22 protein-coding genes and 3 pseudogenes are annotated in these 24,139 nt (G+C 62.6%); 3 read left to right on the top strand and 22 right to left on the bottom strand.

All coding sequences use genetic code 11. The features are described 5' to 3' along the window. Window positions 1-63: 63 nt before the first annotated feature. The 12 genes and pseudogenes from N005_RS04360 to ubiE all read right to left on the bottom strand — a co-directional run bounded on the left by N005_RS04360 (window position 64) and on the right by ubiE (window position 9,010). The gene (locus tag N005_RS04360) at window positions 64-426 is read right to left on the bottom strand and encodes a DUF6124 family protein (RefSeq protein ID WP_047699753.1); all 363 of its coding nucleotides are present in this window, start codon (window positions 424-426) and stop codon (window positions 64-66) included. Window positions 427-984: 558 nt separating this feature from the next. Beyond that, window positions 985-2,094, bottom strand: a pseudogene (locus tag N005_RS29925) (methyl-accepting chemotaxis protein); the annotation flags it as partial. A 12-nt stretch (window positions 2,095-2,106) separates the two neighbouring features. Further along, window positions 2,107-2,811 (bottom strand): annotated as a pseudogene (locus tag N005_RS29920) (methyl-accepting chemotaxis protein); the annotation flags it as partial. 179 nt (window positions 2,812-2,990) lie between these two features. Then, window positions 2,991-3,698: a 16S rRNA (uracil(1498)-N(3))-methyltransferase gene (locus N005_RS04350; protein WP_047699750.1), complete on the bottom strand. Its 708-nt coding sequence runs from the start codon at window positions 3,696-3,698 to the stop codon at window positions 2,991-2,993. Further along, complete coding sequence (gene tatC / locus N005_RS04345; RefSeq protein WP_047699749.1) at window positions 3,695-4,489, bottom strand: twin-arginine translocase subunit TatC; 795 nt, start codon at window positions 4,487-4,489, stop codon at window positions 3,695-3,697. Before tatC ends, N005_RS04350 begins: the two co-directional genes overlap by 4 nt. Next, window positions 4,486-4,902: a Sec-independent protein translocase protein TatB gene (gene tatB / locus N005_RS04340; RefSeq protein ID WP_047699747.1), complete on the bottom strand. Its 417-nt coding sequence runs from the start codon at window positions 4,900-4,902 to the stop codon at window positions 4,486-4,488. The genes tatC and tatB overlap by 4 nt, the downstream gene beginning before the upstream one ends. 10 nt (window positions 4,903-4,912) lie before the next feature. Further along, window positions 4,913-5,185, bottom strand: coding sequence for a twin-arginine translocase TatA/TatE family subunit (locus tag N005_RS04335; protein WP_047699745.1), 273 nt, complete (start codon window positions 5,183-5,185; stop codon window positions 4,913-4,915). Between the two features lie 24 nt (window positions 5,186-5,209). Then, the gene (locus N005_RS04330; RefSeq protein WP_047699744.1) at window positions 5,210-5,542 is read right to left on the bottom strand and encodes a phosphoribosyl-ATP diphosphatase; all 333 of its coding nucleotides are present in this window, start codon (window positions 5,540-5,542) and stop codon (window positions 5,210-5,212) included. Next, window positions 5,535-5,933, bottom strand: a complete 399-nt coding sequence (gene hisI, locus N005_RS04325; protein WP_024779928.1) for a phosphoribosyl-AMP cyclohydrolase — start codon at window positions 5,931-5,933, stop codon at window positions 5,535-5,537. The genes N005_RS04330 and hisI overlap by 8 nt, the downstream gene beginning before the upstream one ends. An 81-nt stretch (window positions 5,934-6,014) precedes the next feature. After that, complete coding sequence (gene ubiB / locus N005_RS04320; RefSeq protein ID WP_047699742.1) at window positions 6,015-7,619, bottom strand: ubiquinone biosynthesis regulatory protein kinase UbiB; 1,605 nt, start codon at window positions 7,617-7,619, stop codon at window positions 6,015-6,017. Further along, window positions 7,616-8,240: pseudogene (locus N005_RS04315) on the bottom strand (ubiquinone biosynthesis accessory factor UbiJ). Before N005_RS04315 ends, ubiB begins: the two are co-directional and overlap by 4 nt. Next, window positions 8,240-9,010, bottom strand: a complete 771-nt coding sequence (gene ubiE / locus N005_RS04310) for a bifunctional demethylmenaquinone methyltransferase/2-methoxy-6-polyprenyl-1,4-benzoquinol methylase UbiE (protein ID WP_024779926.1) — start codon at window positions 9,008-9,010, stop codon at window positions 8,240-8,242. The pseudogene N005_RS04315 and the gene ubiE overlap by 1 nt, the downstream one beginning before the upstream one ends. Before the next feature lie 140 nt (window positions 9,011-9,150). Between ubiE and N005_RS04305 the strand changes: the two genes are divergently transcribed. The 3 genes from N005_RS04305 to N005_RS04295 all read left to right on the top strand — a co-directional run bounded on the left by N005_RS04305 (window position 9,151) and on the right by N005_RS04295 (window position 11,053). Then, window positions 9,151-9,426, top strand: coding sequence for a polyhydroxyalkanoic acid system family protein (locus tag N005_RS04305; RefSeq protein WP_047699738.1), 276 nt, complete (start codon window positions 9,151-9,153; stop codon window positions 9,424-9,426). Window positions 9,427-9,669: 243 nt separating this feature from the next. Then, window positions 9,670-10,092, top strand: a complete 423-nt coding sequence (locus N005_RS04300; RefSeq protein ID WP_047699736.1) for a phasin family protein — start codon at window positions 9,670-9,672, stop codon at window positions 10,090-10,092. 10 nt (window positions 10,093-10,102) lie between these two features. Further along, window positions 10,103-11,053 (top strand): phasin family protein, encoded by a 951-nt coding sequence (locus N005_RS04295; RefSeq protein WP_047699734.1) that lies wholly within the window; start codon window positions 10,103-10,105, stop codon window positions 11,051-11,053. A 169-nt stretch (window positions 11,054-11,222) separates the two neighbouring features. Here N005_RS04295 and N005_RS04290 read toward each other — a convergent pair whose 3' ends face one another. The 10 genes from N005_RS04290 to N005_RS04245 form a co-directional block, all read right to left on the bottom strand. Further along, window positions 11,223-11,843 (bottom strand): TetR/AcrR family transcriptional regulator, encoded by a 621-nt coding sequence (locus N005_RS04290; protein WP_047699732.1) that lies wholly within the window; start codon window positions 11,841-11,843, stop codon window positions 11,223-11,225. A 60-nt stretch (window positions 11,844-11,903) separates the two neighbouring features. Further along, window positions 11,904-13,586, bottom strand: a complete 1,683-nt coding sequence (phaC, locus tag N005_RS04285) for a class II poly(R)-hydroxyalkanoic acid synthase (RefSeq protein ID WP_047699730.1) — start codon at window positions 13,584-13,586, stop codon at window positions 11,904-11,906. Between the two features lie 108 nt (window positions 13,587-13,694). After that, window positions 13,695-14,552 carry a poly(3-hydroxyalkanoate) depolymerase gene (phaZ, locus tag N005_RS04280; protein WP_047699728.1) on the bottom strand — a complete coding sequence of 286 codons (858 nt, stop codon included), beginning with the start codon at window positions 14,550-14,552 and terminating at the stop codon, window positions 13,695-13,697. 103 nt (window positions 14,553-14,655) lie between these two features. After that, the gene (gene phaC / locus N005_RS04275) at window positions 14,656-16,335 is read right to left on the bottom strand and encodes a class II poly(R)-hydroxyalkanoic acid synthase (protein ID WP_047699726.1); all 1,680 of its coding nucleotides are present in this window, start codon (window positions 16,333-16,335) and stop codon (window positions 14,656-14,658) included. Between the two features lie 274 nt (window positions 16,336-16,609). Further along, entirely contained in the window at window positions 16,610-16,987 is a 378-nt protein-coding gene (locus tag N005_RS04270) for a gamma-butyrobetaine hydroxylase family protein (protein ID WP_047699724.1), read from the bottom strand. 87 nt (window positions 16,988-17,074) lie between these two features. After that, on the bottom strand, window positions 17,075-18,412 hold the full coding sequence (hslU, locus tag N005_RS04265) for an ATP-dependent protease ATPase subunit HslU (protein ID WP_047699722.1): 1,338 nt from the start codon (window positions 18,410-18,412) through the stop codon (window positions 17,075-17,077). Between the two features lie 44 nt (window positions 18,413-18,456). After that, window positions 18,457-18,987 (bottom strand): ATP-dependent protease subunit HslV, encoded by a 531-nt coding sequence (hslV, locus tag N005_RS04260; RefSeq protein ID WP_047699720.1) that lies wholly within the window; start codon window positions 18,985-18,987, stop codon window positions 18,457-18,459. A 221-nt stretch (window positions 18,988-19,208) separates the two neighbouring features. Beyond that, window positions 19,209-19,904, bottom strand: a complete 696-nt coding sequence (locus N005_RS04255; protein ID WP_047699718.1) for an SPOR domain-containing protein — start codon at window positions 19,902-19,904, stop codon at window positions 19,209-19,211. A gap of 1 nt (window position 19,905) precedes the next feature. After that, window positions 19,906-21,642: an arginine--tRNA ligase gene (gene argS / locus N005_RS04250; protein ID WP_047699716.1), complete on the bottom strand. Its 1,737-nt coding sequence runs from the start codon at window positions 21,640-21,642 to the stop codon at window positions 19,906-19,908. Between the two features lie 210 nt (window positions 21,643-21,852). Then, on the bottom strand, window positions 21,853-24,072 hold the full coding sequence (locus N005_RS04245) for a primosomal protein N' (RefSeq protein ID WP_047699714.1): 2,220 nt from the start codon (window positions 24,070-24,072) through the stop codon (window positions 21,853-21,855). Window positions 24,073-24,139: the final 67 nt, after the last annotated feature.

Raw genomic sequence — 24,139 nt, 5'->3', positions numbered from 1 at the left:
GCCGCCGATGGCCGCTTCGCGCCCAAGCGGGAGCAAGCTCCCTCGCCACAGGTTATCGTCCGGCTATGGCCTGGGGTCGACCCGATCCAGCGCCCGATTCGCCAGCAAACCACTCAACTCGATCAACTGCTGAAGACCCAAGGCAAAATGCCGCCGCGGGCCATCCAGCTCGAACGCCAGGTCGCTGGCCATGACGTTGGCCGAAGCCAGGGTCTCGCTGAGGTTGGCCAACAGACACTCGGTGTCGATATCGTCCACAATGGTGAAGAGCTGGCCAGGGGGCGGCGCTTTCTCGGGTTCCGGGTGTTTCGGTTTCAGGTAGAAATCCAATGTCCGCTCGGTGGCTTCCTGGAATTTTTCGGGGTCGAGGCCGGTGTAGGAAGAGGCGGGGGCCGTTTCCGGAGGGTTGGGTGTGATCTTGAACATGGTGACGCTCCTAGGGTAATGGAGCCGCCAGAATTCGCTGCTAAACAAAAAGGTGGCGACTGTACGCGGGTTAGCAGACCGGCCCCTAGAACCCGGCAGACCCTGAGGTCTCCCACGCACAACCGCCATGACATAGACGTGTAGACACTGAAGTCTGAACACGAATGTGGAGAACTGTACGTCTAGGATTGTCCGAGCTGCTAAACCCGATCGCTGAACCGACAGCGACCCGCAAACGATAGGACCCAGACCCCAAGCGCACAAGCCGGCGGATTCTGGCGCAGTTGTAGGCAATGGCGCAAGACGATGTAGCCTTGCTCAACTCTCCCACAACAGCACCCAACCCTGTGGGAGCGAGCCTGCTCGCGATGAACGATAACGCGGTCTGACAGAAGAACCGCGGCGCTTTCATCACGAGCAGGCTCGCTCCCACAAGGGACGGTGTTGTCTGTGGGAGCAAGGCTTGCCCGCGATGAACGATAACGCGATCTTGCAGAGGGACCGCGTCGACTTCATCGCGAGCAAGCTCAGCTCCCACAGGGGAAGGATTATGTCTCTCTAGACCTTGAACCGCCCCACCAACGTCTGCAAATGCACACCGAGACGTGCCAGTTCGGCGCTGGAGGCGGCGGTTTCTTCGCTGGCGGCGGAGGTCTGTTCGGAGACGTCGCGCACGTTCAATACGCTGCGGTTGATCTCTTCGGCGGTGGCGCTCTGCTGCTCGGCCGCAGCGGCGATCTGCTGGTTCATCGATTGGATGGCCGAGACCGTGCGGGTGATGTTTTCCAGGGAGCTTCCGGCCCGGCGGGTGAGTTCGACGCTGCTGTCGGTCAGGCCGCGGCTGCTGTCCATGATGCTCGCGACCTTTTCAGTTCCGCTTTGCAGCCCGAGGATGAGTTCTTCGATCTCTTCGGTGGATTTCTGAGTGCGTTGGGCCAGGCTGCGGACCTCATCGGCAACCACGGCGAAACCACGCCCGGCCTCACCGGCGCGGGCGGCTTCGATGGCGGCGTTGAGCGCCAGCAGGTTGGTTTGCTGGGCGACAGACTTGATCACATCCAGGACGCTGCCGATCTTGTCGCTCTCGCGCTTCAAGTCACCCATGGCGGCGGTGGAGTTGCCGACTTCGTTGGCCAGCCGCTCGATCTGGGCGATGGCTTCGCCCACCACTCGCTCACCCTCGCGGGCTTGCTGGTCGGCGGCAACGGCGGCCTCGGAAGCTTCCTCGGCGTTGCGCGCGACATCCTGCACCGTGGCGGTCATTTCGTGCATGGCGGTGGCGACCTGATCGGTCTCGACCTTCTGGCTGCTGACCCCGGCGCTGGTCTGCTCGGTTACGGCTGAAAGCTGTTCGGCGGCGCTGGCGATTTGGGTGACGCCTTCGCCGATACCTCCGATCAACTGCCGCAGGCTCACGGTCATGCTTTGCATGGCACGTTGCAGTTGGCCCATTTCGTCGCGACGGTCGGAGGTCAGGTTGTGGCTCAAGTCGCCGGAGGCTACCCGTTCGGCGACCTGCAGGGTCTGGCCGAGCGGGACGACGATCTGCCGGGTGATGAGCAGGGCGGCAATCACGCCGAACAACAATGCCAGCGCGGCGGCAGCGATCAGGACGGTCTTGGCCTGGGCAACGTCGTGGTCACGCTTGGCTGTCTGGGACACGGTCAGCTTCTGGTTGGAGTCGATCAGCAGCTGGCCTTGCTCGGTCATACGCTGGAGGGCGGCACCGTTCTCGATCTGCGAGTCACGGAACTGCGCGACCGCCGCGCGGTACAGATTGAACGAATCGCTGGCCTGTTGCAGGTTGACGGCATGTTCCTGGGGCAGTTGGTCCGGCAGGCGTGCCAGCAGCTTGAGCACTGCATCGATAGCCTCGAGGGCCGGCTGCTGAGCTTCGCTCTTGCCGCTGTAGGTATAGCCCCGAACCTGGTAACGCGCTTGCTGGACCGCTCTGCTCAGGGTCACCACGCTGTTGAACAGGGTGACGTCGCCGCCTTGCAACAGTGACTTTTCCACCTCGGCCACTCGGGCCACGGCGTTGTCGGCGCTGGCGCCGAGTTTGCTGCGAGCATCTTCGCGGTTGACGGTGGCGCGGGTCATTTCGGCAAAGGCGCTTTTGTACTCGACCACGGCGGCCAGTTGCTTGTCGATCATGGCCACATCGGCCGGCTGTTCGAGCAACTGGCGAGCCGTCTTCAGCCCGGCCTCAAGCTTGCCCAGCAGCTCGTTGACCTGTTGTGGCCCTTTCTCGCCCCGCGTGGTGTTGTAGTCGATGCTGGCCAGGCTCAAGTCCTTGCTCAAGTCGTTCAGGCTGGCAATGAATCCCAGCTTGTCGCCCCGACTGATGACGTTGCCCAAGCCGGACCAACCGGTGAAGGCGATCATCAAGGTGAGAAACAACACCAGGCCGAAGCCGAAGCCGAGTTTGCGATTGACGCTTACGTTTCCCAGAGCCTGGGCAAACCACCGGAACATGCTGATACTCCCTTGAGGGACCAATTGGTTTTATGGGGAGCTATATCGGCAGCTTGGGCGGAATCTGTAGGACGTTAGCGGCGAGGGGATCAGAACAGTCTTGCGAGCAACGCCGTAACGGCGGTCTCGACCCGCAGGATTCGTTCGCCAAGCTGCACCGGCTGCAGGCCGGCCTTGCCCAGCAGGTCGATCTCGTAGGGAATCCAACCGCCTTCGGGGCCAATCGCCAGCGTGACCGGTTCCGTCAATGCACGTGGGCAGGGCGGGTGGTCGCCAGGGTGGCCGACCAGGCCCAGGGTGCCATTGACGATGGCCGGCAGGCGATCCTCAACGAAGGGCTTGAAGCGTTTTTCGATGACGATCTCCGGCAGCACACTGTCCCGGGCCTGTTCCAGGCCGAGGATCAGTTGTTCGCGAATGGCCTCGGGCTCAAGGAAGGGTGTCTGCCAGAAGCTCTTCTCGACGCGATAGCTGTTGATCAGTACCGCGCGGGGCACGCCCATGGTGGCGATGGTCTGGAACACCCGTCGGAGCATTTTCGGCCGCGGCAGGGCCAGTACCAGCGTCAGCGGCAGCTTGGCCGGTGGCGGCTGGTCGAGGGTCACTTGCAGTTCGGCTTCGCGAGCTTCCAGGCGCCGTACCTGGGCCGTGCCCATTAGCCCGCCGATGCGCCCGACCCGCAGGCTGTCGCCGACGGCGCTGCGGTGGACTTCCTGCATATGGGTCAGGCGGCGATCGCTCAGGACGACCCGGTCAGGACCAACGAAATCGGCCTCTTCGAGCAGCAGCAGGTTCACGGTTGGGTCGCAGGCGGCTGGTCGTTGTGATCGTCGGCCGTTTCAGCTTCCGGCTCTTCGCTACGTTTACGCACCAGGCCGCCGAACAGCACGCCGATCTCGAACAGCAACCACATCGGTACCGCCAGCAGGGTCTGGGAGAAGATGTCCGGTGGGGTGAGGATCATGCCGACCACGAAGCAACCGATGATCACGTACGGACGGATCTTCTTCAGGTATGCGACATCGACCACGCCGATCCACACCAGCAACACCACCGCTACGGGAATTTCGAACGCCACGCCGAAGGCGAAGAACAGCGTCATGACGAAATCCAGGTAGCTGGTGATGTCGGTCATCATCTCCACGCCGGCCGGGGTGGCGGCGGCGAAGAACTTGAAGATCAGCGGGAACACCAGGAAATAGGCGAAGGCCATGCCGGTGTAGAACAGCAGGATGCTGGAAACCAGCAACGGCACGGCGACGCGTTTTTCATGCTTGTACAGGCCCGGGGCGATGAAGCCCCAGATCTGGTGCAGGATCACCGGGATCGCCAGGAACAGCGAGACCATCATCGTCAGCTTCAGCGGGGTCAGGAACGGCGACGACACGTCGGTGGCGATCATGGTCGCGCCCGCCGGCAGATACTGGCGCAGGGGCGTGGAGACGAAGGTGTAGATCTGCTGGGTGAAGGCGAACAGCCCGGCGAAGATGATGAAAATCGCCGCCACGCAACGCAGCAGGCGGGTGCGCAACTCGGTGAGGTGCGATACCAGCGGCATCGGCTGATCGTTCTCTGGGATATTGCTCATGATGCTCGCGGTGGCTGTGTGGGATCGTTGGGGGCCGGTGTCGGCGCCGTTGGGGCTGTCTCTACTGGTTTGACTGGCTCGGCCGTTACCGCCGCGGGTTCGTCCATCGGTACCGGGGACGCCGTAGCCTGTTCGGCCGCGGGCTGGACCGGCGTCGGCTCCTGCTGGGTCGGTGCGAGGATTTTCCGCGCCTCCTGCTCCAGGGACAGGATGTGCTCGTTGTGGAGTTGCCGACGGATCTCGTCGGCACCGATTTCACGCTCGACTTCCTGTTTGATCGCATTGAAGCTGCGCTTCAGGCGCCCGATCCAGAGTCCGGCGGTGCGCGCAGCACCCGGCAGGCGCTCGGGGCCCAGCACCAGCAGGGCGACGAGGCCGACGAGCAGCAGTTCAGTGAAGCTGATCCCAAACATTAGTCAGTGCTCACGAGTCTTTGCGGGTCGGCTCTTCGACTTTCTGTGCTTGCGCGTCGATGGTGTGCGGCGTACTCACCGGCTGTACGGGTGGGGCCGGTTGCGCAGGCTGGGCAGGAGCTGCCGTCGGATCGGCCGGTTTCTCGTCGTCGTTCATGGCCTTGCGAAAGCCCTTGATCGATTCGCCGACATCGGTACCCAGGTTTTTCAACTTCTTGGTCCCGAATACCAGCACCACGACAACCAGGATGACGATCCAGTGTTTCCAGTCAAAAATACCCATGTGGCTATTCCTCTCGATAATTGATCAGGCGGACGGGCGCGAGGCCTTCTCGACGTGCCCGGACAGACCGAAGCGACGGTCCAGTTCATCCAATACAGCCTGCGGATGCTGCCCCAGTTGGGCCAGCATGACCAGGCTGTGGAACCACAGATCGGCGGTCTCGTAGATCACGTCGCTGCAGTCACCGCTGACAGCGGCGTCCTTGGCGGCGATGATGGTCTCGACCGACTCCTCGCCGACTTTCTCCAGAATCTTGTTCAGGCCCTTGTGGTACAGGCTCGCGACATAGGAACTGTCGGCCGCTGCGCCTTTACGCTCTTCCAGCACCTGGGCCAGGCGGGTCAGGGTATCACTCATGGGTATGTCCTGAATAAATGGCATGCGGGTCCTTGAGCACCGGATCGACGGTTTTCCAGTCGCCGTTCTCGAAGACGCGATAGAAGCAGCTTTGACGGCCGGTGTGACAGGCGATTTCTCCGACCTGTTCGACCATCAGGATGATGACGTCGCCGTCGCAGTCCAGGCGCATTTCATGCAGATGCTGCACGTGGCCGGACTCTTCGCCCTTGCGCCACAGCTTGCCACGGGAACGTGACCAATAGATGGCGCGGTTCTCGCTGGCTGTCAGGGCCAGGGCTTCACGGTTCATCCAAGCCATCATCAACACGCGCCCGGTCTTGTGATCCTGGGCGATGGCCGGCACCAGGCCGTCAGCGTCCCATTTGATTTCGTCCTGCCAGTTTTTCATCTTCGACTCCGACCATGGGCCTTGCACCTCGAGTCGGTGGGCCCAGCGTTGAAACAGTGTGCCAGTGCGAACCGGTGCTGGCTATCGACGAACGACCAGATACAAACCGACGATCACCATCACGGCGGCGGGCCAATGCCCCAGTTCGCTCAACGGTCCGCCGGCCGCCAGTACCGCGCCGCCACCCAGGTGCGCGGCGCCGAGCAGGCGCAGCAACCAATCGTCATTGCGGCGCTTCCATGGCGGAGCGGGGTCCTGGGCGTGAGGCTGGGACATGCGTTCGAGCAGGTCGCGGGTCATGTTGGCCAGGTGCGGGATCTGCTCGAACTGGCTCTGCACGTTGCCCAGCAGGGCCTTGGGGCTGACGCGCTCGCGCATCCAGCGTTCGAGGAAGGGCTGGGCGGTGTTCCACAGGTCCAGGTCCGGGTACAACTGGCGGCCCAGGCCCTCGATGTTCAGCAGGGTCTTCTGCAACAGCACCAGCTGCGGCTGAACCTCCATGTTGAAGCGACGCGCGGTCTGGAACAGGCGCATCAGCACCTGGCCGAAGGAAATATCTTTTAACGGTTTTTCGAAGATCGGCTCGCACACGGTGCGGATCGCCGCTTCGAATTCGTTGAGCTTGGTCTCGGCCGGTACCCAGCCCGAATCGATGTGCAGTTGCGCGACGCGACGGTAGTCGCGCTTGAAGAACGCGAACAGGTTGCGGGCCAGGTAGTCCTGGTCTTCGGGCGTCAGGCTGCCGACGATGCCACAGTCGATGGCGATGTATTGCGGGCTCCACGGCTGCACGGTGCTGACGAAGATGTTGCCGGGGTGCATGTCGGCGTGGAAGAAGCTGTCGCGGAACACTTGGGTGAAGAAGATTTCCACGCCGCGCTCGGCGAGCATCTTCATGTCGGTACGCTGGTCGGCCAGGGTTGCCAGGTCGGTGACCTGGATGCCGTAGATGCGCTCCATCACCAGGACTTTGGGGCGGCACCAGTCCCAGTAGACTTGCGGCACATACAGCAGCGGCGAGCCTTCGAAGTTGCGGCGCAACTGGCTGGCGTTGGCGGCCTCGCGCAGCAGGTCGAGTTCGTCGTAGATGGTCTTCTCGTAATCCAGCACCACGTCGACCGGGTGCAGCAGGCGTGCATCGGCGGACAGCCGCTCGGCGGCGCGGGCAAGGATGAACAGCCACGCCAGGTCCTGGGCGATGACCGGCTTGAGGCCCGGGCGAATGACCTTGACCACCACTTCTTCGCCGCTTTTGAGCTGCGCGGCGTGAACCTGGGCCACGGAGGCCGAAGCCAGGGGTTCGACATCGAAACGGCTGAAGACTTCGTTGATCTTCCTGCCCAGTTGTTCCTCGATCAAGGCCACGGACAGTTTGGAGTCGAACGGTGGCACGCGGTCTTGCAGCAGCATCAACTCATCGGCGATGTCTTCGGGCAACAGGTCGCGGCGGGTCGAGAGGATCTGCCCGAACTTGATGAAGATCGGCCCCAGGTCCTGCAAGGCCAGGCGCAGGCGGGCGCCGCGACTCAGGTCCAGCGTTCGCCGGGGGAACCAGCGCCACGGCAGCGCAAAGCGCAGTGCCAGCAGGAACCATGGCAACGGCAGGGCGAACAGCAGGTCATCGAGGCGGTAACGGATCACGACGCGCTGGATGCGCAACAGACGGCGGACGGCAAGCAGCTTCATGCGTTATCGCTTGGGTTCAAGGGATCGGAAAAGGCGCTCGAAACGCGCCTCGAGACGTTCCAGATCGAGTTTGATCCGGTCCAGTTCACTAAAACGGGCTTCGGCTTCGCGTTTGCCTACGAGCGTACGCGATTCTTCGGCCAGATATTCACTCAGATTCTGCCCCAAGGTGGCGAACCCCTGCCGATACCAGCGCGTACGACTGCGCAAATGGCCGCTGATCAACTGGGTGGCCACCGGGCCGAGCCAGCGAGACAGCTCGTATTCCCAATCCAGCTCCAGATCCTGCAGGATGGCCGCGAGGTCCAGCAGCACGCCGCTGTCGCCTTCGAGTTCGACGTCGGGGCTGTGCAACACCGCAGTCTTGTCCTTGCTCAAGGCCAGGTTCAACAAGCTCGAGGCTGGGGCGCGCAGGGTGCAATCCGCCTCGGCTTCCCAATGAGAGGCGAGCATCAGGCCTTCGTCGCTGGGCAGGATAAACAACTGCAGCGCCGGGCTGCGGCAGTCGACGGCAATCACCTTGCCGCCCAGATGTGCCAGGCGCGCCAGCGCCGTGCTGTCCAGGCGCAATACCCGGTTGATGCCGAGTTCGACGCTGGCGAGCAGGCCGGCGAACAACATCAGGGTTTGATTCCGCGGTGCAGGGCCACGATACCCGAGGTCATGTTGTGGTAGGTCACGCGGTCGAAACCGGCCTCGACCATCATCGACTTCAGGGTCTCCTGGTCCGGGTGCATGCGGATCGATTCGGCCAGGTAGCGATAGCTTTCCGCATCATTGGTGATCAGCTTGCCCATCAGCGGCATGAAGGCGAACGAGTAGGCGTCGTAGGCCTTGGACATCAGCGCGTTGGTAGGCTTGGAGAACTCCAGCACCAGCAGGCGGCCACCGGGCTTGAGCACCCGCAGCATCGAACGCAGGGCGTCTTCCTTGTGGGTGACGTTGCGCAGGCCGAAGGCGATGGTCACGCAATCGAAATGGTTGTCCGGGAACGGCAGTTTCTCGGCGTCGGCCTGGACGAACTCGACATTGCCGGCGACACCCAGGTCCAGCAGGCGGTCGCGCCCGACCTTGAGCATGGACTCGTTGATGTCGGCGAGCACCACATGGCCGGTCGGTCCGACGATGTGGGAGAATTTCTTCGTCAGGTCGCCCGTACCGCCGGCGATGTCCAGCACGCGGTTGCCGCTGCGCACGCCCGACAATTCGATCGCGAAGCGCTTCCAGAGGCGGTGCATGCCGCCGGAGAGCAGATCGTTCATCAAGTCATATTTGGCGGCTACCGAGTGGAAAACCTCAGCGACTTTTTCCGCCTTCTGGCTTTCCGGCACGTTCTTGAAGCCGAAGTGAGTGGTGGGTTCGGCATCGCTGCCTTTGCGCTGATCAGTCATTTCGCTGTCACCAAAAAAGAATGCGGGACATTCTAATCCCGGTGGAGGGCTTTGTCTTGGCAAGGCTGAAGGTAAGATGAACCACCGCCGGGACGTTTTGACGCAGTCCGGGCAATTGCCGATATAACAGGAGTCAGCAAATGGCCAAAATCAGTGTTGAACGCACCCATGACCTGGGCAAGGAAGCGGCCCGCGCGAAGGCCGACCAGTTGGCGCAGAAATTATCCGACAGCTATGGCCTGAAGCCGCAGTGGGTTGGCGACACGTTGGAGTTCAAGGGGTCTGGAGTAGAGGGCAAGGTGGACGTCGGCGAGGACCTGATCCGCGTCGACGTGAAGCTGGGCCTGTTGATGTCGGCCATGAGCGGGATGATCAAGACGGAGATCGAAAAGGCGCTGGACAAGGCGTTGGCCTGACACCGGACGCATGCTGGTACTCCTCCTGTGGGAGCGAGCCTGCTCGCGATAGCGGCGTAACAGTCAACTCATCATTGGATGACCCACCGCCATCGCGAGCAGGCTCGCTCCCACAGGGAAGTTGTCGCTTTCAGTATTTGTGTGGCTAGTTAGGGTGCCGTTTCTAATTATTCTCCCTACTTTGTGCCTGAGCCCGTCCGCATGCGGGCAGTTCCTCCAACCTGTTTTCCAGTGGGGTGCACCATGGCCAAAGTTATTCTGAAGAAAAAAACCGACGTTGAATCTTCCACGCTCGGCGGCGTGAAAACATACGCGCGCAAGATCTGGCTGGCAGGCCTGGGCGCCTACACCAAGGTCGGCCAGGAAGGCAGCGAGTACTTCCAGGAGTTGGTCAGGGCTGGTGAAGTCGTTGAAACCAAAGGTAAAAAGAACATTGCCGGAAAACTTGAAGCGGCCAACAGCGAACTGATTGAAGCCAGGGCCGACGTCAATACGTTCAAGGCCCGGGTCGAAGTACAACTCGATAAAGTCGAGAAGGTATTCGACGCCCGTGTTGCAAGTGCCTTGAATCGTATCGGCATTCCGTCTAAACATGACGTTGAGGCACTCTCTGCCAAGCTCGATGAGCTGACGGCACTGCTCGAACGTGTGACGCGTAAACATTAAGGAGAACGGGATGGCTGGCAAAAAAACAACCGAAAAAGAAAGCAGCTCGTGGGCCGGGAAGATTGAAAAATATTCCCGCAAAATCTGGCTTGCTGGTTTAGGCGTGTACTCGAAGATCGACACTGACGGCAGCAAACTCTTCGAGTCCCTGGTTAAGGACGGCGAGAAGGCCGAAAAACTCACCAAGACAGCGGTCGGCAAACAAGTCGATGCCGCGAAGGACTCTGCCGAGTCCGCCAAGTCGCGTATGAGCGGCGTGAAGGATCGTGCACTGGGCAAGTGGGACGAACTGGAGGGAGCTTTCGACAAGCGCCTGAACAGCGCGATCTCCCGCCTGGGCGTGCCAAGCCGTAATGAAGTCAAGGCACTGCACAGCAAGGTCGACACCCTGACCAAGCAGATCGAGAAACTCACCGGGGCCAAGGTCGCACCGGTGGCAGCCAAGACTGCAGCGGCCAAGCCGGCCACCAAAACAGCAGCCAAGCCATTGGTCAAGGCAGCGGCAAAAACCGTTGCCAAACCTGCGGTGAAAGCCACGGCCAAGCCTGTGGCAAAAACCGCTGCGGCCAAGCCTGCAGTCAAGGCTGCGGCCAAGCCGGTAGCGGCCAAAGCTGCAGCCAAGCCTGCCGCCAAGGCAGCGGCGAAACCTGCGGCAAAAACCGCGGCGGCGAAACCTGCTGCGGCGAAACCAGCAGCGGCCAAACCGGCAGCGAAACCGGCGGCCAAGCCCGCAGTCAAGGCGGCGGCCAAGCCGGCAGCAAAAGCGGCAGCCAAGCCTGCCGCCGCGAAGAAGCCTGCCGTGAAGAAAGCGGCAGCGCCAAAAGCAGCTGCACCCAAGGCATCGGCAGCCGTCGCAAATCCGGCTACCCCGACGAGTACGGCAAACTCCGTATCGGCGCCGACCCCGGTGGCCACCCCGACTCCAGCGCCGGCTCCATCGACGCCTACCAGTCAGTCCTGATTTTCAGGGCCACAAGAAAACGCCCGGCCTGCGAAGGTCGGGCGTTTTTGTTCATGAATGTCATAGGGCCCTTGTGGGAGCGAGCCTGCTCGCGATAGCGGTGCATCAGTGACCTCCATGCTGCTGACCCAACGCCTTCGCGAGCAGGCTCGCTCCCACAGGGGCAGGGTTATTCGTGGTCTTCCAGGTACCGCAACGCCAATCGTTCGGTCGCCACCTTGGCCGCGGGCAACAGATGCGGGGCCACCAGCATCATGATCTGATAGACCACCAGCCGGCCTTCCCCTTCGCGATCAAGAATCCGCTGGTAGTCCAGCGAGAACAGCAACGTCAGGGTGATCTGTTCCACCAATTGCCCCAGGGCCTGGGTACCGCTGACCAGGAATCCCTGGGCCTGGAGTTGCGCCAGCAGGGACGCCAGGGTCCGCTTCAGGGCATTGAGCAACTGGCGGATACCCTTGGCCAGTTTCGGCAGGCGCCCGGCCAGGTTCGACAAGTCCTGGAACAGGAACCGGTACTGGGCCAGGCGTTCGACGATCAGGTGCAGGAACAGCCAGTAATCTTCCGGTGCCAGTTGTGCATCGGCGGGGGGATCCAGCAGCGGTGACAGTTCTGCCTGGAAGTGCTCGAACAGCCCAAGGACAAGGGGTTCCTTGCCATGGAAGTGGTAATAGAGATTGCCGGGGCTGATGCCCATTTCGTTGGCGATCTCCAGGGTGGAGACGTTCGGTTCGCCCTTTTCATTGAACAGATGCAGGGCGCATTCAAGAATGCGGTCGCGGGTTTTCATCCGGTTTTCTTAATGATGGAGTCGTGCCACGGCCGACGGCTCGACCGTGGAGTGAGCGATTCAGCGCACGCGTACATAGGTTCCGGGCGCGGCCTCCAGCGGTGGGTATTTGGCATTGCCCAGGGCCATCCGGGTTTCACGTCGGGTACCGGAGCGCGCCTGGATCCACTCCAGCCACTGGGGCCACCAGCTGCCATCGACGTGCTTGCCGTCGTAGTACCAGGCCCGCGGGTCGCCGCTCAGTTGCGGGTTTTCGACGTAGTTGGCCTTGGGGTTGCCCGGTGGGTTGATGATGCTCTGGATATGGCCGCTGTTGGAGAGCACGAAGCGTCGCTCACCGCCCAACAGCAGCGTCGACCGATACACCGCGTCCCACGGGGTAATGTGGTCGTTTATGCCGGCCACGCTGAAACTGTCCACCGTCACTTTTTGCAGATCGATCGGCGTGCCGCACACTTCCAGCGCCCCGGGGCGGGTCAATGGATTGTGTTTGAAAAGGTCCAGCAGTTCGCCGTGATAGGCCGCCGGCAGCCGGGTGGAGTCGTTGTTCCAGTAGAGGATGTCGAAGGCCGGCGGCTCCTTGCCCAGCAGGTAGTTATTGATGAAGTAATTCCACACCAGGTCGTTGGGCCGCATCCAGGCGAATACCCGGGCCATGTCTCGGCCGTCGAGGATGCCTTTCTGATAGGAGCGGCGCTTGGCGGCTTCGAGGGCCTGTTCGTCGAGGAACAGGGTGGCCGCGCTGTCGATCTCGCAGTCCAGCAGGCTCACCAGGTACGTGGCGCTGGCGACCCGGCGCAGTTGGCGTTTGGCTTGCAGATGGCCCTGCAGGGCAGCGATGGTCGTGCCGCCGGCACAGGCGCCCATCAGGTTGACCTCGCGGGCACCGGTGATCGCCCGGCAGACGTTCATGGCTTCTTCGGTGGCCTCCACGTAGCTGGACAGGCCCCATTCGCGGTGGCGCACGTCCGGGTTGCGCCAACTGATGATGAACACCTGCAGGCCATTCTTCAGGGCGTACTGGACGACGCTGTTGGAAGGGGTCAGGTCGAAAACGTAGAACTTGTTGATCTGCGGCGGCACGATCAGCAACGGCCTGGCGTATTGCTTTTCGCTCATGGGCCGGTATTGGATCAGCTCCAGCAGTTCATTGCGAAACACCACCGCACCGGGGGTGATTGCCAGGGTCTTGCCGACCTCGAAGGCATGGGGCGTGATCTGCCGTGGCATTCCATCGTTGTGCAGCAGGTCGTCGACCAGATGACTGATGCCGCGGATCAGGCTGGTGCCGCCGGAGTTGAAGAACTCCTTGACCGCCAGCGGGTTGAGCAAGGTGTTCGAGGGCGCCATGGCGTCGTTGAGCAAGGAGAAGGCGAAGTGCGCGCGTGCATGATCATCAGGCGTCATGTCGCAATCGTCGATCCAGCTCCTGACCTGTTTCTGCCAGGCCAGGTAGGCCTGCAGGCCGCGACGGTAGAAGGGGTTGAGCTCCCAGGTGGGATCGGCGAAGCGCTTGTCCTTGGGATTGGTCGGGTGCAGGGTTTCCCCCAACAGCACACGGCCCAATTGGCCGCCCAACTTCAGCGCGTGGCGGGCACTGTTCACCGGGTTGCGCAAACCGTAGGCGGCAACGTCGCGCAAGGTGGACAACAGGTCCTTGCCGCGCAGGCCGGTGACCGCACTTTGCACACTGATGGAGCTGGCAGGGGCGGGTGTGGAACCCTTCGCCGGTTTGTCGCGCATGAATCAACTCCTTCATCATCAGGCTAAAAACAAACACACCGAACCAGACAACATAGTCGCTGTTTCGGAAGTTGCGCGTTCCGGCTCCCTGCCAGGCGCGTGAAGCGGTCAGCCGCTACCCTGCGGCGTAGGGCGCGGATGCATGACCGCACGCTGACGTTCCTCTTCCAGGAATTTCATGATGATGGGCGCCACGGCCTCGGCCCGGGTGATCAGGAAGAGGTGGCCGTCATCGATGATGTGCAACTGTGAGTTGGGAATGCGCCAGGCCAGCATGCGCATGTTGATCAACGGGATCAGCGGATCGTCGTCGCCGGCCAGGATCAGGGTCGGCTGATGGATCTTGTGCAACCAGTGGATACTGGTCCAGCCCAGGCCGGCGAACAGTTGCCAGTAATACCCGAGCTTGCCCGCCGAGCGGACCCTGGCCGCATGGCTGGTCGCCAGGCTCGGGTCGCGGCGGAACGAGCCGCCATAGATCAGCGGCGCGATGCGCAACACATGGGAGGGCTGCACGTAGCGCCGGGGGCTGGCCATCATCCACAGGACTTTCGGCTTGCCCGGCACCATTACCGCTCCTGCTGCCGTGGCCGCCAATATCAGTTTCTTGCAGCGCTCCGGGTAATCGTGAGCGAACTGCTGGGCCAGGGCACCGCCCCACGACACGCCGACCACGCTGACCTGCCCGTAGTCGAGGTAATCGAGCATGCGCGCGGCAAGCTTTGCCAGGCCGGGAAAGCGATAGGGGCGGCTGGGGGTCGATGAACCACCGACACCGGGCACATCGAAGGCGATGACTTCCAGGTCCGGGTCCAGGGCCTCGATGAACGGGAATACCAGCTCCAGGTTGGCGCCGATGCCGTTGAAGATCAGCAGGGGCGTCAAGTGAGGCTTGCCTGGGCGTACCGCGGTGCGCAAGGTCTGGCCATCCAGATCGACGGTACGGAAGATGTACGGTTGCGGCATGCTTCAAGCCCTAAGAGAGAGGGAGCGACAAGTTATGAGCTGCAAGCTACAAGCTACAGGCGGCAGATCAGGCCGCTTGCAGCTTGGGGCTTGCAACTTGCAGCTATCGTTCATGCACATAAGTACCGGGCGCCGCTTCACCCGCCAAGTAGGTCTTGTTGCCCAGCACGGTAGGCGCTTTCTTCAGCTTGCCCGAGCGCTCGGCCTGCCAGGCCTGCCAGTGCAGCCACCAGGAGTCGGTGTGCTTGGTTGAGTTTTCCTGCCAGTCCTCTGCCTTGGCGGGCATGTCCTCACTGGTCATGTAGCGCGACTTGGGGTTGCCCGGCGGGTTGAGGATGCTCTGGATATGACCGCTGCTCGACAGCACGAAATCCACTTTGCCGCCGAACAGTTGCGCCGACTTGTAGCAGGACTTCCACGGCGTGATGTGATCGTTGGTGCCCGCAAGGGCAAAGATGTCGGCGGTGACCTGCTTGAGATCGATCGGCGTGCCGCACACTTCCAGTGCATTGGGCCGCGTCAGCGGATTGGTCTTGAACATTTCGATGAGGTCGCCGTGGAACGCCGCCGGAAGCCTCGTGGTGTCGTTGTTCCAGAACAGGATGTCGAATACCGGCGGCTCGTTCCCCAGCAGGTAGTTGTTGACCCAATAGTTCCAGATCAGGTCGTTGGGGCGCATCCAGGCGAAGACCTTCGCCATGTCGCGGCCTTCGAGCACACCCGCCTGGTAGGAATGACGCTTGGCGGCTTCGAGGGTCTGCTCGTCGACGAACAGCGCCACATCGGTGTCCAGGGTGGTGTCGAGCACGCTCACCAACAGGGTCAGGGCATTGACTTTCTTCTCGCCGAGCGCGGCGTAATGGCCCAGCAGCGCGGTGCAGGTGATGCCACCCGAGCAGGCGCCCAGCATGTTCACATCCTTGCTGCCGGTGATGGCCGTGACCACGTCCACCGCTTCCTTGAGCGCCTCGATGTAGGTCGACAGGCCCCATTCGCGCTGTTCCTTGGTGGGGTTGCGCCAGCTGATGATGAAGGTCTGCACATTGCTGCGCAGGCAGAAGCGCGCCAGGCTCTTGTCCGGGCTCAGGTCGAATACGTAGAACTTGTTGATCTGCGGCGGGACCACCAGCAGCGGCCGTTCATGGACCTGCTCGGTGATGGGGCGGTACTGGATCAGCTCCAGCACGTCGTTGCGAAACACCACGGCGCCTTCGGTCACGCCCAGGCTCTTGCCGACTTCGAATGCGCCCATGTCCACCTGGCTCGGCATCCCGCCGTTGTGCACCAGGTCCTTGGCCAGGTGGGACAGGCCGTCCAGCAGGCTCTTGCCGCCGGTTTCGAAGAAGCGTTTGACCGCCGCCGGGTTGGCCGCCGAGTTGGTCGGCGACATGGCCTCGGTCATCAGGTTGATCACGAAATGCCCACGACTGATGTCCTGGGGCGGCAGGTTGCTGTCGTCGATCCAGGCGTGCAGTTCCTTGCGCCAGGCCAGGTAGGTCTGCATGTAGCGTTTGTAGAGCGGGTTCTGGCTCCACGCCGGATCGTTGAAACGACGGTCATCGGCGGCAGGTTGCAGCGCGGACCTGCCAAACAGGACGTTCTTGAGCTCGGCACCGAAATGGGCCACATGCCTGGCACTGTGCAGCGGTTGCTTGAGGGTCTGGGTCAGCACCATGCGAGCAGAGGCCAGCAGGTCTTTTCTGCGCAAGCCGACGACAGGATTCAACCCCAGGGTATTTTCCGAGGCCTGGTACTTCAGGTCATCGTTGTTCTTGTTGCTCATCTACGACGCTCCATTGTCAGACGAGTACCGGGACCGTGCCATGAAGCCACACAGCCAATACCAGGTACGCTGCTCGGGTGACCGTTAATTCCGCATCGTGGCCAATGAGGAAACATGTGCAAGGGAACTCGCAGGTTCCTTTGCAGGGAACTTGCCAGCTCCATTGGTTACCCGAGTTTAATTTTTTTCGCAAGCAGGCCAGTCATTGACCTTGCCGGGCGGACATTCAAGCAGATGAATCTAGAAAGTTCGCCCTAACGCGCCAGCCCTTGAACTAGAGCATCAGCTTGACGACGGACTCGCTGGGGTCGCGGGTTTTTCCTGCGGCCTTGAGCTCGGCAAGATAATCGTTCCACAGTTCGTCCTGGCGCACGGCCAACTGGTACAGGTACTCCCAGGTGAACAGTCCGCTGTCGTGGCCGTCGTCGAAGGTCAATTTCAGTGCGTACTGGCCGGCAGGTTCGATCTTGGACAAACCGACGTTGAGCTTGCCGTATTGCAGGATGGGCTTGCCGTGGCCCTGGACCTCGGCGGAAGGCGAATGCACCCGCAGGAACTCGGCGGGCAGGTGGTATTCCTCGTCCGGCGCGTATTTCAACGTCAGGGTCTTCGAGGCTTTGTGCAGGTTGATGGCGGTGGGGAGTCTGGTCATGAAAGCAGCTTAAAGCTACAAGCTACAAGCTACAAGCTACAAGCGGATCACCCCCGCTTGCAGCTTGCAGCTCGAAGCTTGCCGCTTTTAGAGGATATACCGCGACAGGTCTTCGTTCTGCGCCAATTCACCCAGGTGGCCGTTGACGTACTCGGCGTCGATGAGGATCGGCGCATCGTCGTGTTTGCTCGCCAGGTCGCCGGCGCTGAACGACACTTCCTCGAGCAGCCGCTCAAGCAGCGTGTGCAGGCGACGGGCACCGATGTTCTCGGTCTTCTCGTTGACCTGCCAGGCGATCTGCGCCAGGCGCTTGATGCCCTCCGGTGTGAACTCGATGTTCAGGCCTTCGGTCTTGAGCAGCGCGCAATACTGTTCGGTCAACGAAGCGTGCGGCTCGCTCAGGATGCGTTCGAAGTCTTCCGGCGACAGTGCCTTGAGCTCCACACGGATCGGCAGCCGGCCTTGCAGTTCCGGCACCAGGTCACTGGGCTTGCTCAGGTGGAACGCACCGGAGGCGATGAACAGGATGTGATCGGTCTTGACCATGCCCAGCTTGGTGTTGACCGTGCAACCTTCGATCAGCGGCAGCAGGTCCCGTTGCACGCCCTCACGGGAGACGTCGGCACCGCCGACATTGCCGCGCTTGGCAACCTTGTCGATTTCGTCGATGAACACGATGCCGTGCTGTTCGACGGCTTCCAGCGCCTTGGCCTTCAATTCTTCCTCGTTGACCAGGCGGCTGGCTTCTTCATCGCGCACCAGTTTCAGCGCTTCCTTGACCTTGAGCTTGCGGCTTTTCTTCTTGCCCTTGCCCATGTTGGCGAACAGGTTCTGCAACTGGTTGGTCATCTCTTCCATGCCCGGCGGCGCGGAAATATCGACGCCGGCCATTTCGGCCACCTCGATCTCGATTTCCTTGTCGTCCAGCTGGCCTTCGCGCAGGCGCTTGCGGAACAGTTGGCGGGTGTTGGAATCCTGGGTCGCGGCGGAGTCGGCATTGAAGCCCATGCGCGCCGGTGGCAGCAGGGCATCGAGGATGCGTTCTTCGGCCGCGTCTTCGGCGCGGTGGCGGACCTTGGTGATTTCCTGTTCGCGCAGCAGCTTGATGGCTGCGTCGGCCAGGTCGCGGATGATCGACTCGACGTCACGGCCGACATAACCGACTTCGGTGAACTTGGTGGCCTCGACCTTGATGAACGGCGCGTTGGCGAGTTTCGCCAGGCGACGGGCGATCTCGGTTTTACCGACACCGGTCGGGCCGATCATCAGGATGTTCTTGGGAGTCACTTCGACGCGCAGCTCTTCGGGCAGCTGCATCCGCCGCCAGCGGTTACGCAGGGCGATGGCGACGGCGCGCTTGGCATCGTCCTGGCCGATGATGTGGCGGTTGAGTTCGTGGACGATTTCGCGGGGAGTCATGGACATAGTAATTGACGGTCCTCAAGCAAGAATGAGCCGGGGTACGGGCCTCATTCCGCGAGATCCTGCTCCTCAATGGTTTGGGTATGGTTGGTGAAGACGCAGATATCGGCGGCGATGCCCAGGGCGGTTTCGACGATTTCACGGGCCGACAGCTCGGTCTTTTTCAGCAGGGCACTGGCGGCGGCCTGGGCGTAGGCGCCTCCGGACCCCATGGCGATCAGGCCATCTTCGGGCTCGACCACATCACCGTTGCCAGTGATGATCAGCGAGGCGTCCTTGTTGGCGACCGCGAGCATGGCTTCGAGGCGGCTGAGAGAACGGTCGGTGCGCCATTCCTTGGCCAGTTCCACGGCGGCGCGGATCAGATGGCCCTGGTGTTTTTCCAGCTGGCCTTCGAAACGTTCGAACAGGGTAAAAGCGTCGGCAGTGGCCCCGGCGAAGCCGGCGATGACCTCGCCGTGATACAGGCGGCGGACTTTCTTCGCATTGCCTTTCATCACGGTGTTGCCCAGTGAAACCTGGCCGTCGCCGCCCATGACGACTTTGCCATGACGGCGGACTGAAACGATGGTGGTCAAGGGAAGAGTCTCCACGCAGCGGGGCGAAAATGCCCGGATGAAAACTCATATGGGGGTGACGTGGGGTTTTTCAACTGCGGCGTGGGCGAGAGGACGGGTGGTCTCTTACTGATCGTGCCCACGCTCCGCGTGGGCATGCAGCCCGTGACGCTCCGCGTCACTGGACGCGGAGCGTCCCCTGAGGCGTTCCCACGCGGAGCGTGGGAACGATCAGTAGGCTACTAGCGGCTCTGGCGTTGTTGTAACAACAGGTTGCTAAAGCCGCTGCTGGCCAGTTGTTTCTGCGCCTTGGTCAGCTCCTCGCGGTTGCTGAACGGGCCGACCATGACCCGGTACCAGGTTTCGTCCTTCACGGTTCCGGACTCCACCGATACGGATTGGCCTTGCAGGATGATCTGCGCCCGGACCTTGTCGGCGTCGGCTTCCTTGCGGAACGAACCGGCCTGCAGGAAGAACTTCGTCACCGGCGCGGCTTTCTGCACCGGTGGCGCCGGTGGCGGCGTGATCCCTGCCAGGGCGGCCTGGGCGCGGGCGGTGTCGATCTTCGCGGCTTCGGCAGGGGTGACCGGCGTGGCGGGCACTTGTGGCGTCGGCAGGGTCTTTTCCGGCACCGCATCGGGCGGCACGATGACTTCCGATTCCGGCAGCAGGGTGTAGAAGTCGTATTTCGGCTTCACCGGTTGCGTCGGGCTCGGCGGGGTCTTGTTCGCCTCGGCGATGCGCGTGGCCTTCTGCTGTTCCTGGCGGACGCGCTTGACGTCGTCGCCCTGGCCGGGCTCCAGTTTCATCAGGAACACGATGAAGGCGCCGACGCTCAGGCCGATCGCCATCCACAACCAGCCCGGAATCGGCTTCTTGGCCGGGGGCTGGTAACGACTGGCGCCGCGTTTGGGTGCAGGTTTTTTCTTGGCGGCCAACTTACATGCGCTCCAGCGTTTCCAGGCCCAGCAGTTCCAGGCCTTGCTTGAGTGTGCGTCCGGTCAGCGCGGCGAGGCGCAGGCGGCTCTGCATTTGCTCCGGGGTGTCGGCGCTGAGGATCGGGCAGTTTTCATAGAAGCTGGAGAACAGGCCGGCCACGTCATACAGGTAGGCGCACAGGGTGTGGGGCGTGCCCTTTTCGGCGACGTTGTTCAGTACTTCGCCGAACTGCGCCAGCCGCGCGGCCAGCTCCTGTTCGTGGGCGGCCTGCAGCACAATCCGGCCCTCCACTTCATCGAAGCTTTTGCCGAGCTTGCGGAACACGCCGGCCACGCGGGTGTACGCGTACAGCAGGTACGGCGCGGTGTTGCCTTCGAAATTGAGCATCAGGTCGAAGTTGAAGCTGTAGTCGCTGGTGCGATGCTTGGACAGGTCGGCGTATTTCACCGCGTCGATGCCCACCACCTTGGCGATCTGGCGCAGCTCTTCTTCGGCCAGGTCCGGGTTCTTGCCCTTGACCAGGGTGTAGGCACGCTCCTGGGCCTCGGTCAGCAGGTCGATCAGTTTCACGGTGCCGCCGTCGCGGGTCTTGAACGGGCGGCCATCGGCGCCGTTCATGGTGCCGAAGCCCATGTGCTCCATTTCCATCGGGCGCGGCACGAAGCCGGCCAGGCGGGCCACTTCGAACACTTGCTGGAAGTGCAGGGCCTGGCGCTGGTCGACGAAGTACAGGACCCGATCCGCCTTCAGCACGCCATTGCGATAGCGCACGGCCGCCAGGTCGGTGGTGGCATAGAGGTAGCCGCCGTCGGCCTTGACGATGATCACTGGCAGCGGCTCGCCGTCGGCGGTCTTGAACTGGTCGAGGAACACGCACTGGGCGCCGTTGCTTTCTACCAGCATGCCTTTGGCCCGAAGGTCGTTGACCACGTTGATCAGGTCGTCGTTATAGGCGCTTTCGCCCATCACGTCGGCCATGGTCAGCTTGACGTTCAGCAGCTCATAGATTTTCTGGCAGTGGGACAGGGAGATGTCCTTGAACTTGGTCCACAGGGCCATGCACTCGGCATCGCCGGCCTGCAGCTTGACCACCAAGCCGCGGGCGCGGTCGGCGAACTCCGCCGATTCGTCGAAGCGTTGCTTGGCGGCGCGGTAGAAGTTCTCCAGGTCCGACAGTTCGTCGCTGGTGATCGGGTTTTCCTGCAGGTAGGCCATCAGCATGCCGAACTGGGTGCCCCAGTCGCCGACATGGTTCTGACGGATCACGGTGTCGCCGAGAAACTCCAGGACCCGGGCCACGCCATCGCCGATGATGGTCGAGCGCAGGTGGCCGACGTGCATTTCCTTGGCGAGGTTCGGCGCGGACAGGTCGACCACGGTGCGCTGCAACGGGCCGGCCTTGCGCACGCCGAGGCGTTCGTCGGCCAGGGCGGCGTCCAGGCGCGCGGCCAGGGCCTGGGTGTTCTGGAAAAAGTTGATGAACCCGGGGCCGGCGATGTCTGCCTTGGTGACGTTTTCGTCAGCCGGCAGCGCGGCGATGATTTTCTCGGCCAGGTCCCGTGGTTTCATGCCGGCCGGTTTGGCCAGCATCATCGCGATGTTGCTGGCGAAGTCGCCGTGGGTCTTGTCGCGGGTGTTTTCGACCTGAATCGCCGGCGACAGGCCTTCTGGCAACACACCTTCAGCGACGAGTTGGGTGATGGCTTGCTGGATGAGCTGGCGAATGGTGTCTTTCATGGTCTTCTCTTTCAACCGCAGGCGCGGCGGCGCTTCGATGCGCTGGTGGAAAAACTGGGCATTATCCGTGGGGAAGACGGGCTTGCCAACTGTAGCGGGTCGGTTGGGGGCCGGTGGTGACTATTCGGACGCCATCGCGAGCAGGCTCGCTCCCACATTGGAATGCGATTTCCTGTGGGAGCGAGCCTGCTCCGGGCGGCGATATTCCATTCAGTACAAATCCACCGGATCCACATCCAGTGACCAGCGTACCGCTCGTCCGCTGGGCATCTGCTCCAGTATCAGCAGCCAGGCGCTCAGCAGACGATGCAGCGGCGCCCGGGCGTTGGCTTGTAACAAGAGTTGCGCCCGATAACGCCCCGCCCGCCGTTCCATCGGCGCCGGTACCGGGCCCAGCAGCTCGATGCCTGTCAGGTTCTGCTCGGCCAGCAAGCGCTCGGCCTCGCTGCAGGCGTCGTCAAGGAAGCCTTCGGCCTGCCCCGGCTTGTGGGCCTCGGCCCGCAACAGCGCCAGATGGGCAAACGGCGGCAGCCCGGCACTGCGGCGTTCGCTCAAGGCCTGCTCGGCGAAGGCGAAGTAGCCTTGCTCGGTCAGTTGTATCAGCAGCGGATGGTCCGCCAGGTGGGTCTGGATAATCACCTTGCCCGGTTCCTCGGCCCGTCCGGCGCGGCCGGCGACCTGGACGATCAACTGCGCCATGCGCTCGCTGGCGCGGAAGTCACCGGAGAACAGCCCGCCGTCGGCATCCAGGATCGACACCAGCGTGACCCGGGGGAAGTGGTGTCCCTTGGCGAGCATCTGCGTGCCCACCAGGATGCAGGGCTGGCCCTTCTGGATCGTGGCGAATAGCTGGTTCATCGCGTCCTTGCGCGAGGTGCTGTCGCGATCCACCCGCAGCACCGGGTAATCGGGAAAGAGAATGCCTAGCCGTTCTTCGGCGCGTTCGGTGCCGGCGCCCACCGGGCGCAGGTCTACTCTGCCGCACTGCGGGCAGTGCCTCGGCACCCGCTCGGTGTGGCCGCAATGGTGGCAGCGCAGCTCGCCGTAACGTTGATGCACGGTCATCCGTGCGTCGCAGCGTTCGCAGCCGGACATCCAGCCGCAGTCGTGGCACAGCAGGGTCGGAGCGAAGCCGCGGCGGTTGAGGAACACCAGGACCTGCTGACCGGCAGCCAATGTCTGGCCGATGGCTTGCTGCATCGGCCCGGAAATGCCGCTGTCCAGTGGCCGGCTCTTCACGTCCAGGCGCAGGAACCGCGGCTGTTTGGCGCCGCCGGCCCGTTCGTTCAGGCGCAGGAGCCCATAGCGACCGGTGTAGGCGTTGTGCAGGCTCTCCAGGGAGGGCGTCGCCGAGCCGAGGACAATGGGAATGTCCTCTTGGCGGGCCCGTACCAGGGCCAGGTCGCGGGCGTGATAGCGCAAGCCTTCCTGCTGTTTATACGAACCGTCGTGTTCTTCGTCGATGATGATCAGCCCGGGGTTCTTCATCGGTGTGAACAGGGCCGAGCGGGTACCGATGATGATATCGGCCTCGCCGTCCCGGGCGGCGAGCCAGGCTTCCAGGCGCTCGCGATCATTGACCGCCGAATGCACCAGGGCGATCCGGGCGTTGAAGCGCTGCTCGAAACGCGCGAGGGTCTGCGGGCCGAGGTTGATTTCCGGGATCAGCACCAGGGCCTGCTTGCCCGCTTCCAGGGTCTGGCGGATGAGCTGGAGATAGACTTCGGTCTTGCCGCTGCCGGTGACGCCCGCCAGCAGAAAGGCGTGATAACTGTCGAAACCTGCGCGGATCGCTTCGCAGGCGGCCCGCTGTTCGGCGTTGAGCGGCAGTTCCGGCTGGGCCAGCCAGTGTTCGTGACGGACGTCCGGCGCATGCCGGCGGACCTCCACCTGGACCAGGTCCTTGGCCAGCAACAGGTCGAGGCTGTCCTTGCTGAGCATCAGCTTGCTCAGCAATTGATGCGCCACGCCATGGGGATGCTGGGCAAGCGTCGCCAGGGCTTCGCGTTGACGCGGGGCGCGGGCGATGCGCGGGTCATCCAGCGAAGCCCCCGGCGCCACCGACCAGAACCGCTCCTGGCGTGCTTCGGCCGGTTCGCCCTGGCGCAGCAACACCGGCAATGCCCAACTCAGGGTATCGCCGAGGCTGTGCTGGTAATACTGGGCGGTCCACAGGCAGAGCTTGAACAACGAGGCCGGCAGCGGCGGCGTGGCATCGAGCAACGCCAGGGCCGGCTTGAGCTTATCGGCCGGGACCTCGCTGTGGTCGGTGACTTCCACCAGGATACCGATCATCTCCCGCCGACCGAAGGGCACCCGCAAGCGCATGCCCGGTTGCAGCCGGGCACGCGGGACTCCGGCCGGGGCGCGGTAGTCGAACAGGCGGCGCAGGGGCGAAGGCAGGGCGAGGCGCAGGATGGCGTCGGGCACGCGGGGATATCTCGACACAAGCGGTTAAAGGACCATGCACATGTGGGAGCGAGCCTGCTCGCGATGG

Source organism: Pseudomonas mediterranea CFBP 5447 (assembly GCF_000774145.1).
GTDB classification, from domain to species: domain Bacteria; phylum Pseudomonadota; class Gammaproteobacteria; order Pseudomonadales; family Pseudomonadaceae; genus Aquipseudomonas; species Aquipseudomonas mediterranea.
The sequence above is the reverse complement of the archived record's forward strand: the minus strand, read 5'-3'. Positions and strand labels throughout refer to the sequence as shown.

Excerpts from the sequence above, each read along its gene's own strand:
- hslU (WP_047699722.1), bottom strand. The coding sequence starts at position 18,412 with ATGTCCATGACTCCCCGCGAAATCGTCCACGAACTCAACCGCCACATC.
- tatC (WP_047699749.1), bottom strand. The coding sequence starts at position 4,489 with ATGAGCAATATCCCAGAGAACGATCAGCCGATGCCGCTGGTATCGCAC.
- ubiE (WP_024779926.1), bottom strand. The coding sequence starts at position 9,010 with ATGACTGATCAGCGCAAAGGCAGCGATGCCGAACCCACCACTCACTTC.
- phaZ (WP_047699728.1), bottom strand. The coding sequence starts at position 14,552 with ATGCCGCAACCGTACATCTTCCGTACCGTCGATCTGGATGGCCAGACC.
- N005_RS04360 (WP_047699753.1), bottom strand. The coding sequence starts at position 426 with ATGTTCAAGATCACACCCAACCCTCCGGAAACGGCCCCCGCCTCTTCC.
- tatB (WP_047699747.1), bottom strand. The coding sequence starts at position 4,902 with ATGTTTGGGATCAGCTTCACTGAACTGCTGCTCGTCGGCCTCGTCGCC.
- N005_RS04305 (WP_047699738.1), top strand. The coding sequence starts at position 9,151 with ATGGCCAAAATCAGTGTTGAACGCACCCATGACCTGGGCAAGGAAGCG.
- N005_RS04300 (WP_047699736.1), top strand. The coding sequence starts at position 9,670 with ATGGCCAAAGTTATTCTGAAGAAAAAAACCGACGTTGAATCTTCCACG.
- ubiB (WP_047699742.1), bottom strand. The coding sequence starts at position 7,619 with ATGAAGCTGCTTGCCGTCCGCCGTCTGTTGCGCATCCAGCGCGTCGTG.
- N005_RS04290 (WP_047699732.1), bottom strand. The coding sequence starts at position 11,843 with ATGAAAACCCGCGACCGCATTCTTGAATGCGCCCTGCATCTGTTCAAT.
- N005_RS04330 (WP_047699744.1), bottom strand. The coding sequence starts at position 5,542 with ATGAGTGATACCCTGACCCGCCTGGCCCAGGTGCTGGAAGAGCGTAAA.
- phaC (WP_047699730.1), bottom strand. The coding sequence starts at position 13,586 with ATGCGCGACAAACCGGCGAAGGGTTCCACACCCGCCCCTGCCAGCTCC.
- phaC (WP_047699726.1), bottom strand. The coding sequence starts at position 16,335 with ATGAGCAACAAGAACAACGATGACCTGAAGTACCAGGCCTCGGAAAAT.
- argS (WP_047699716.1), bottom strand. The coding sequence starts at position 21,642 with ATGAAAGACACCATTCGCCAGCTCATCCAGCAAGCCATCACCCAACTC.
- hisI (WP_024779928.1), bottom strand. The coding sequence starts at position 5,933 with ATGAAAAACTGGCAGGACGAAATCAAATGGGACGCTGACGGCCTGGTG.
- N005_RS04335 (WP_047699745.1), bottom strand. The coding sequence starts at position 5,185 with ATGGGTATTTTTGACTGGAAACACTGGATCGTCATCCTGGTTGTCGTG.
- N005_RS04295 (WP_047699734.1), top strand. The coding sequence starts at position 10,103 with ATGGCTGGCAAAAAAACAACCGAAAAAGAAAGCAGCTCGTGGGCCGGG.
- N005_RS04270 (WP_047699724.1), bottom strand. The coding sequence starts at position 16,987 with ATGACCAGACTCCCCACCGCCATCAACCTGCACAAAGCCTCGAAGACC.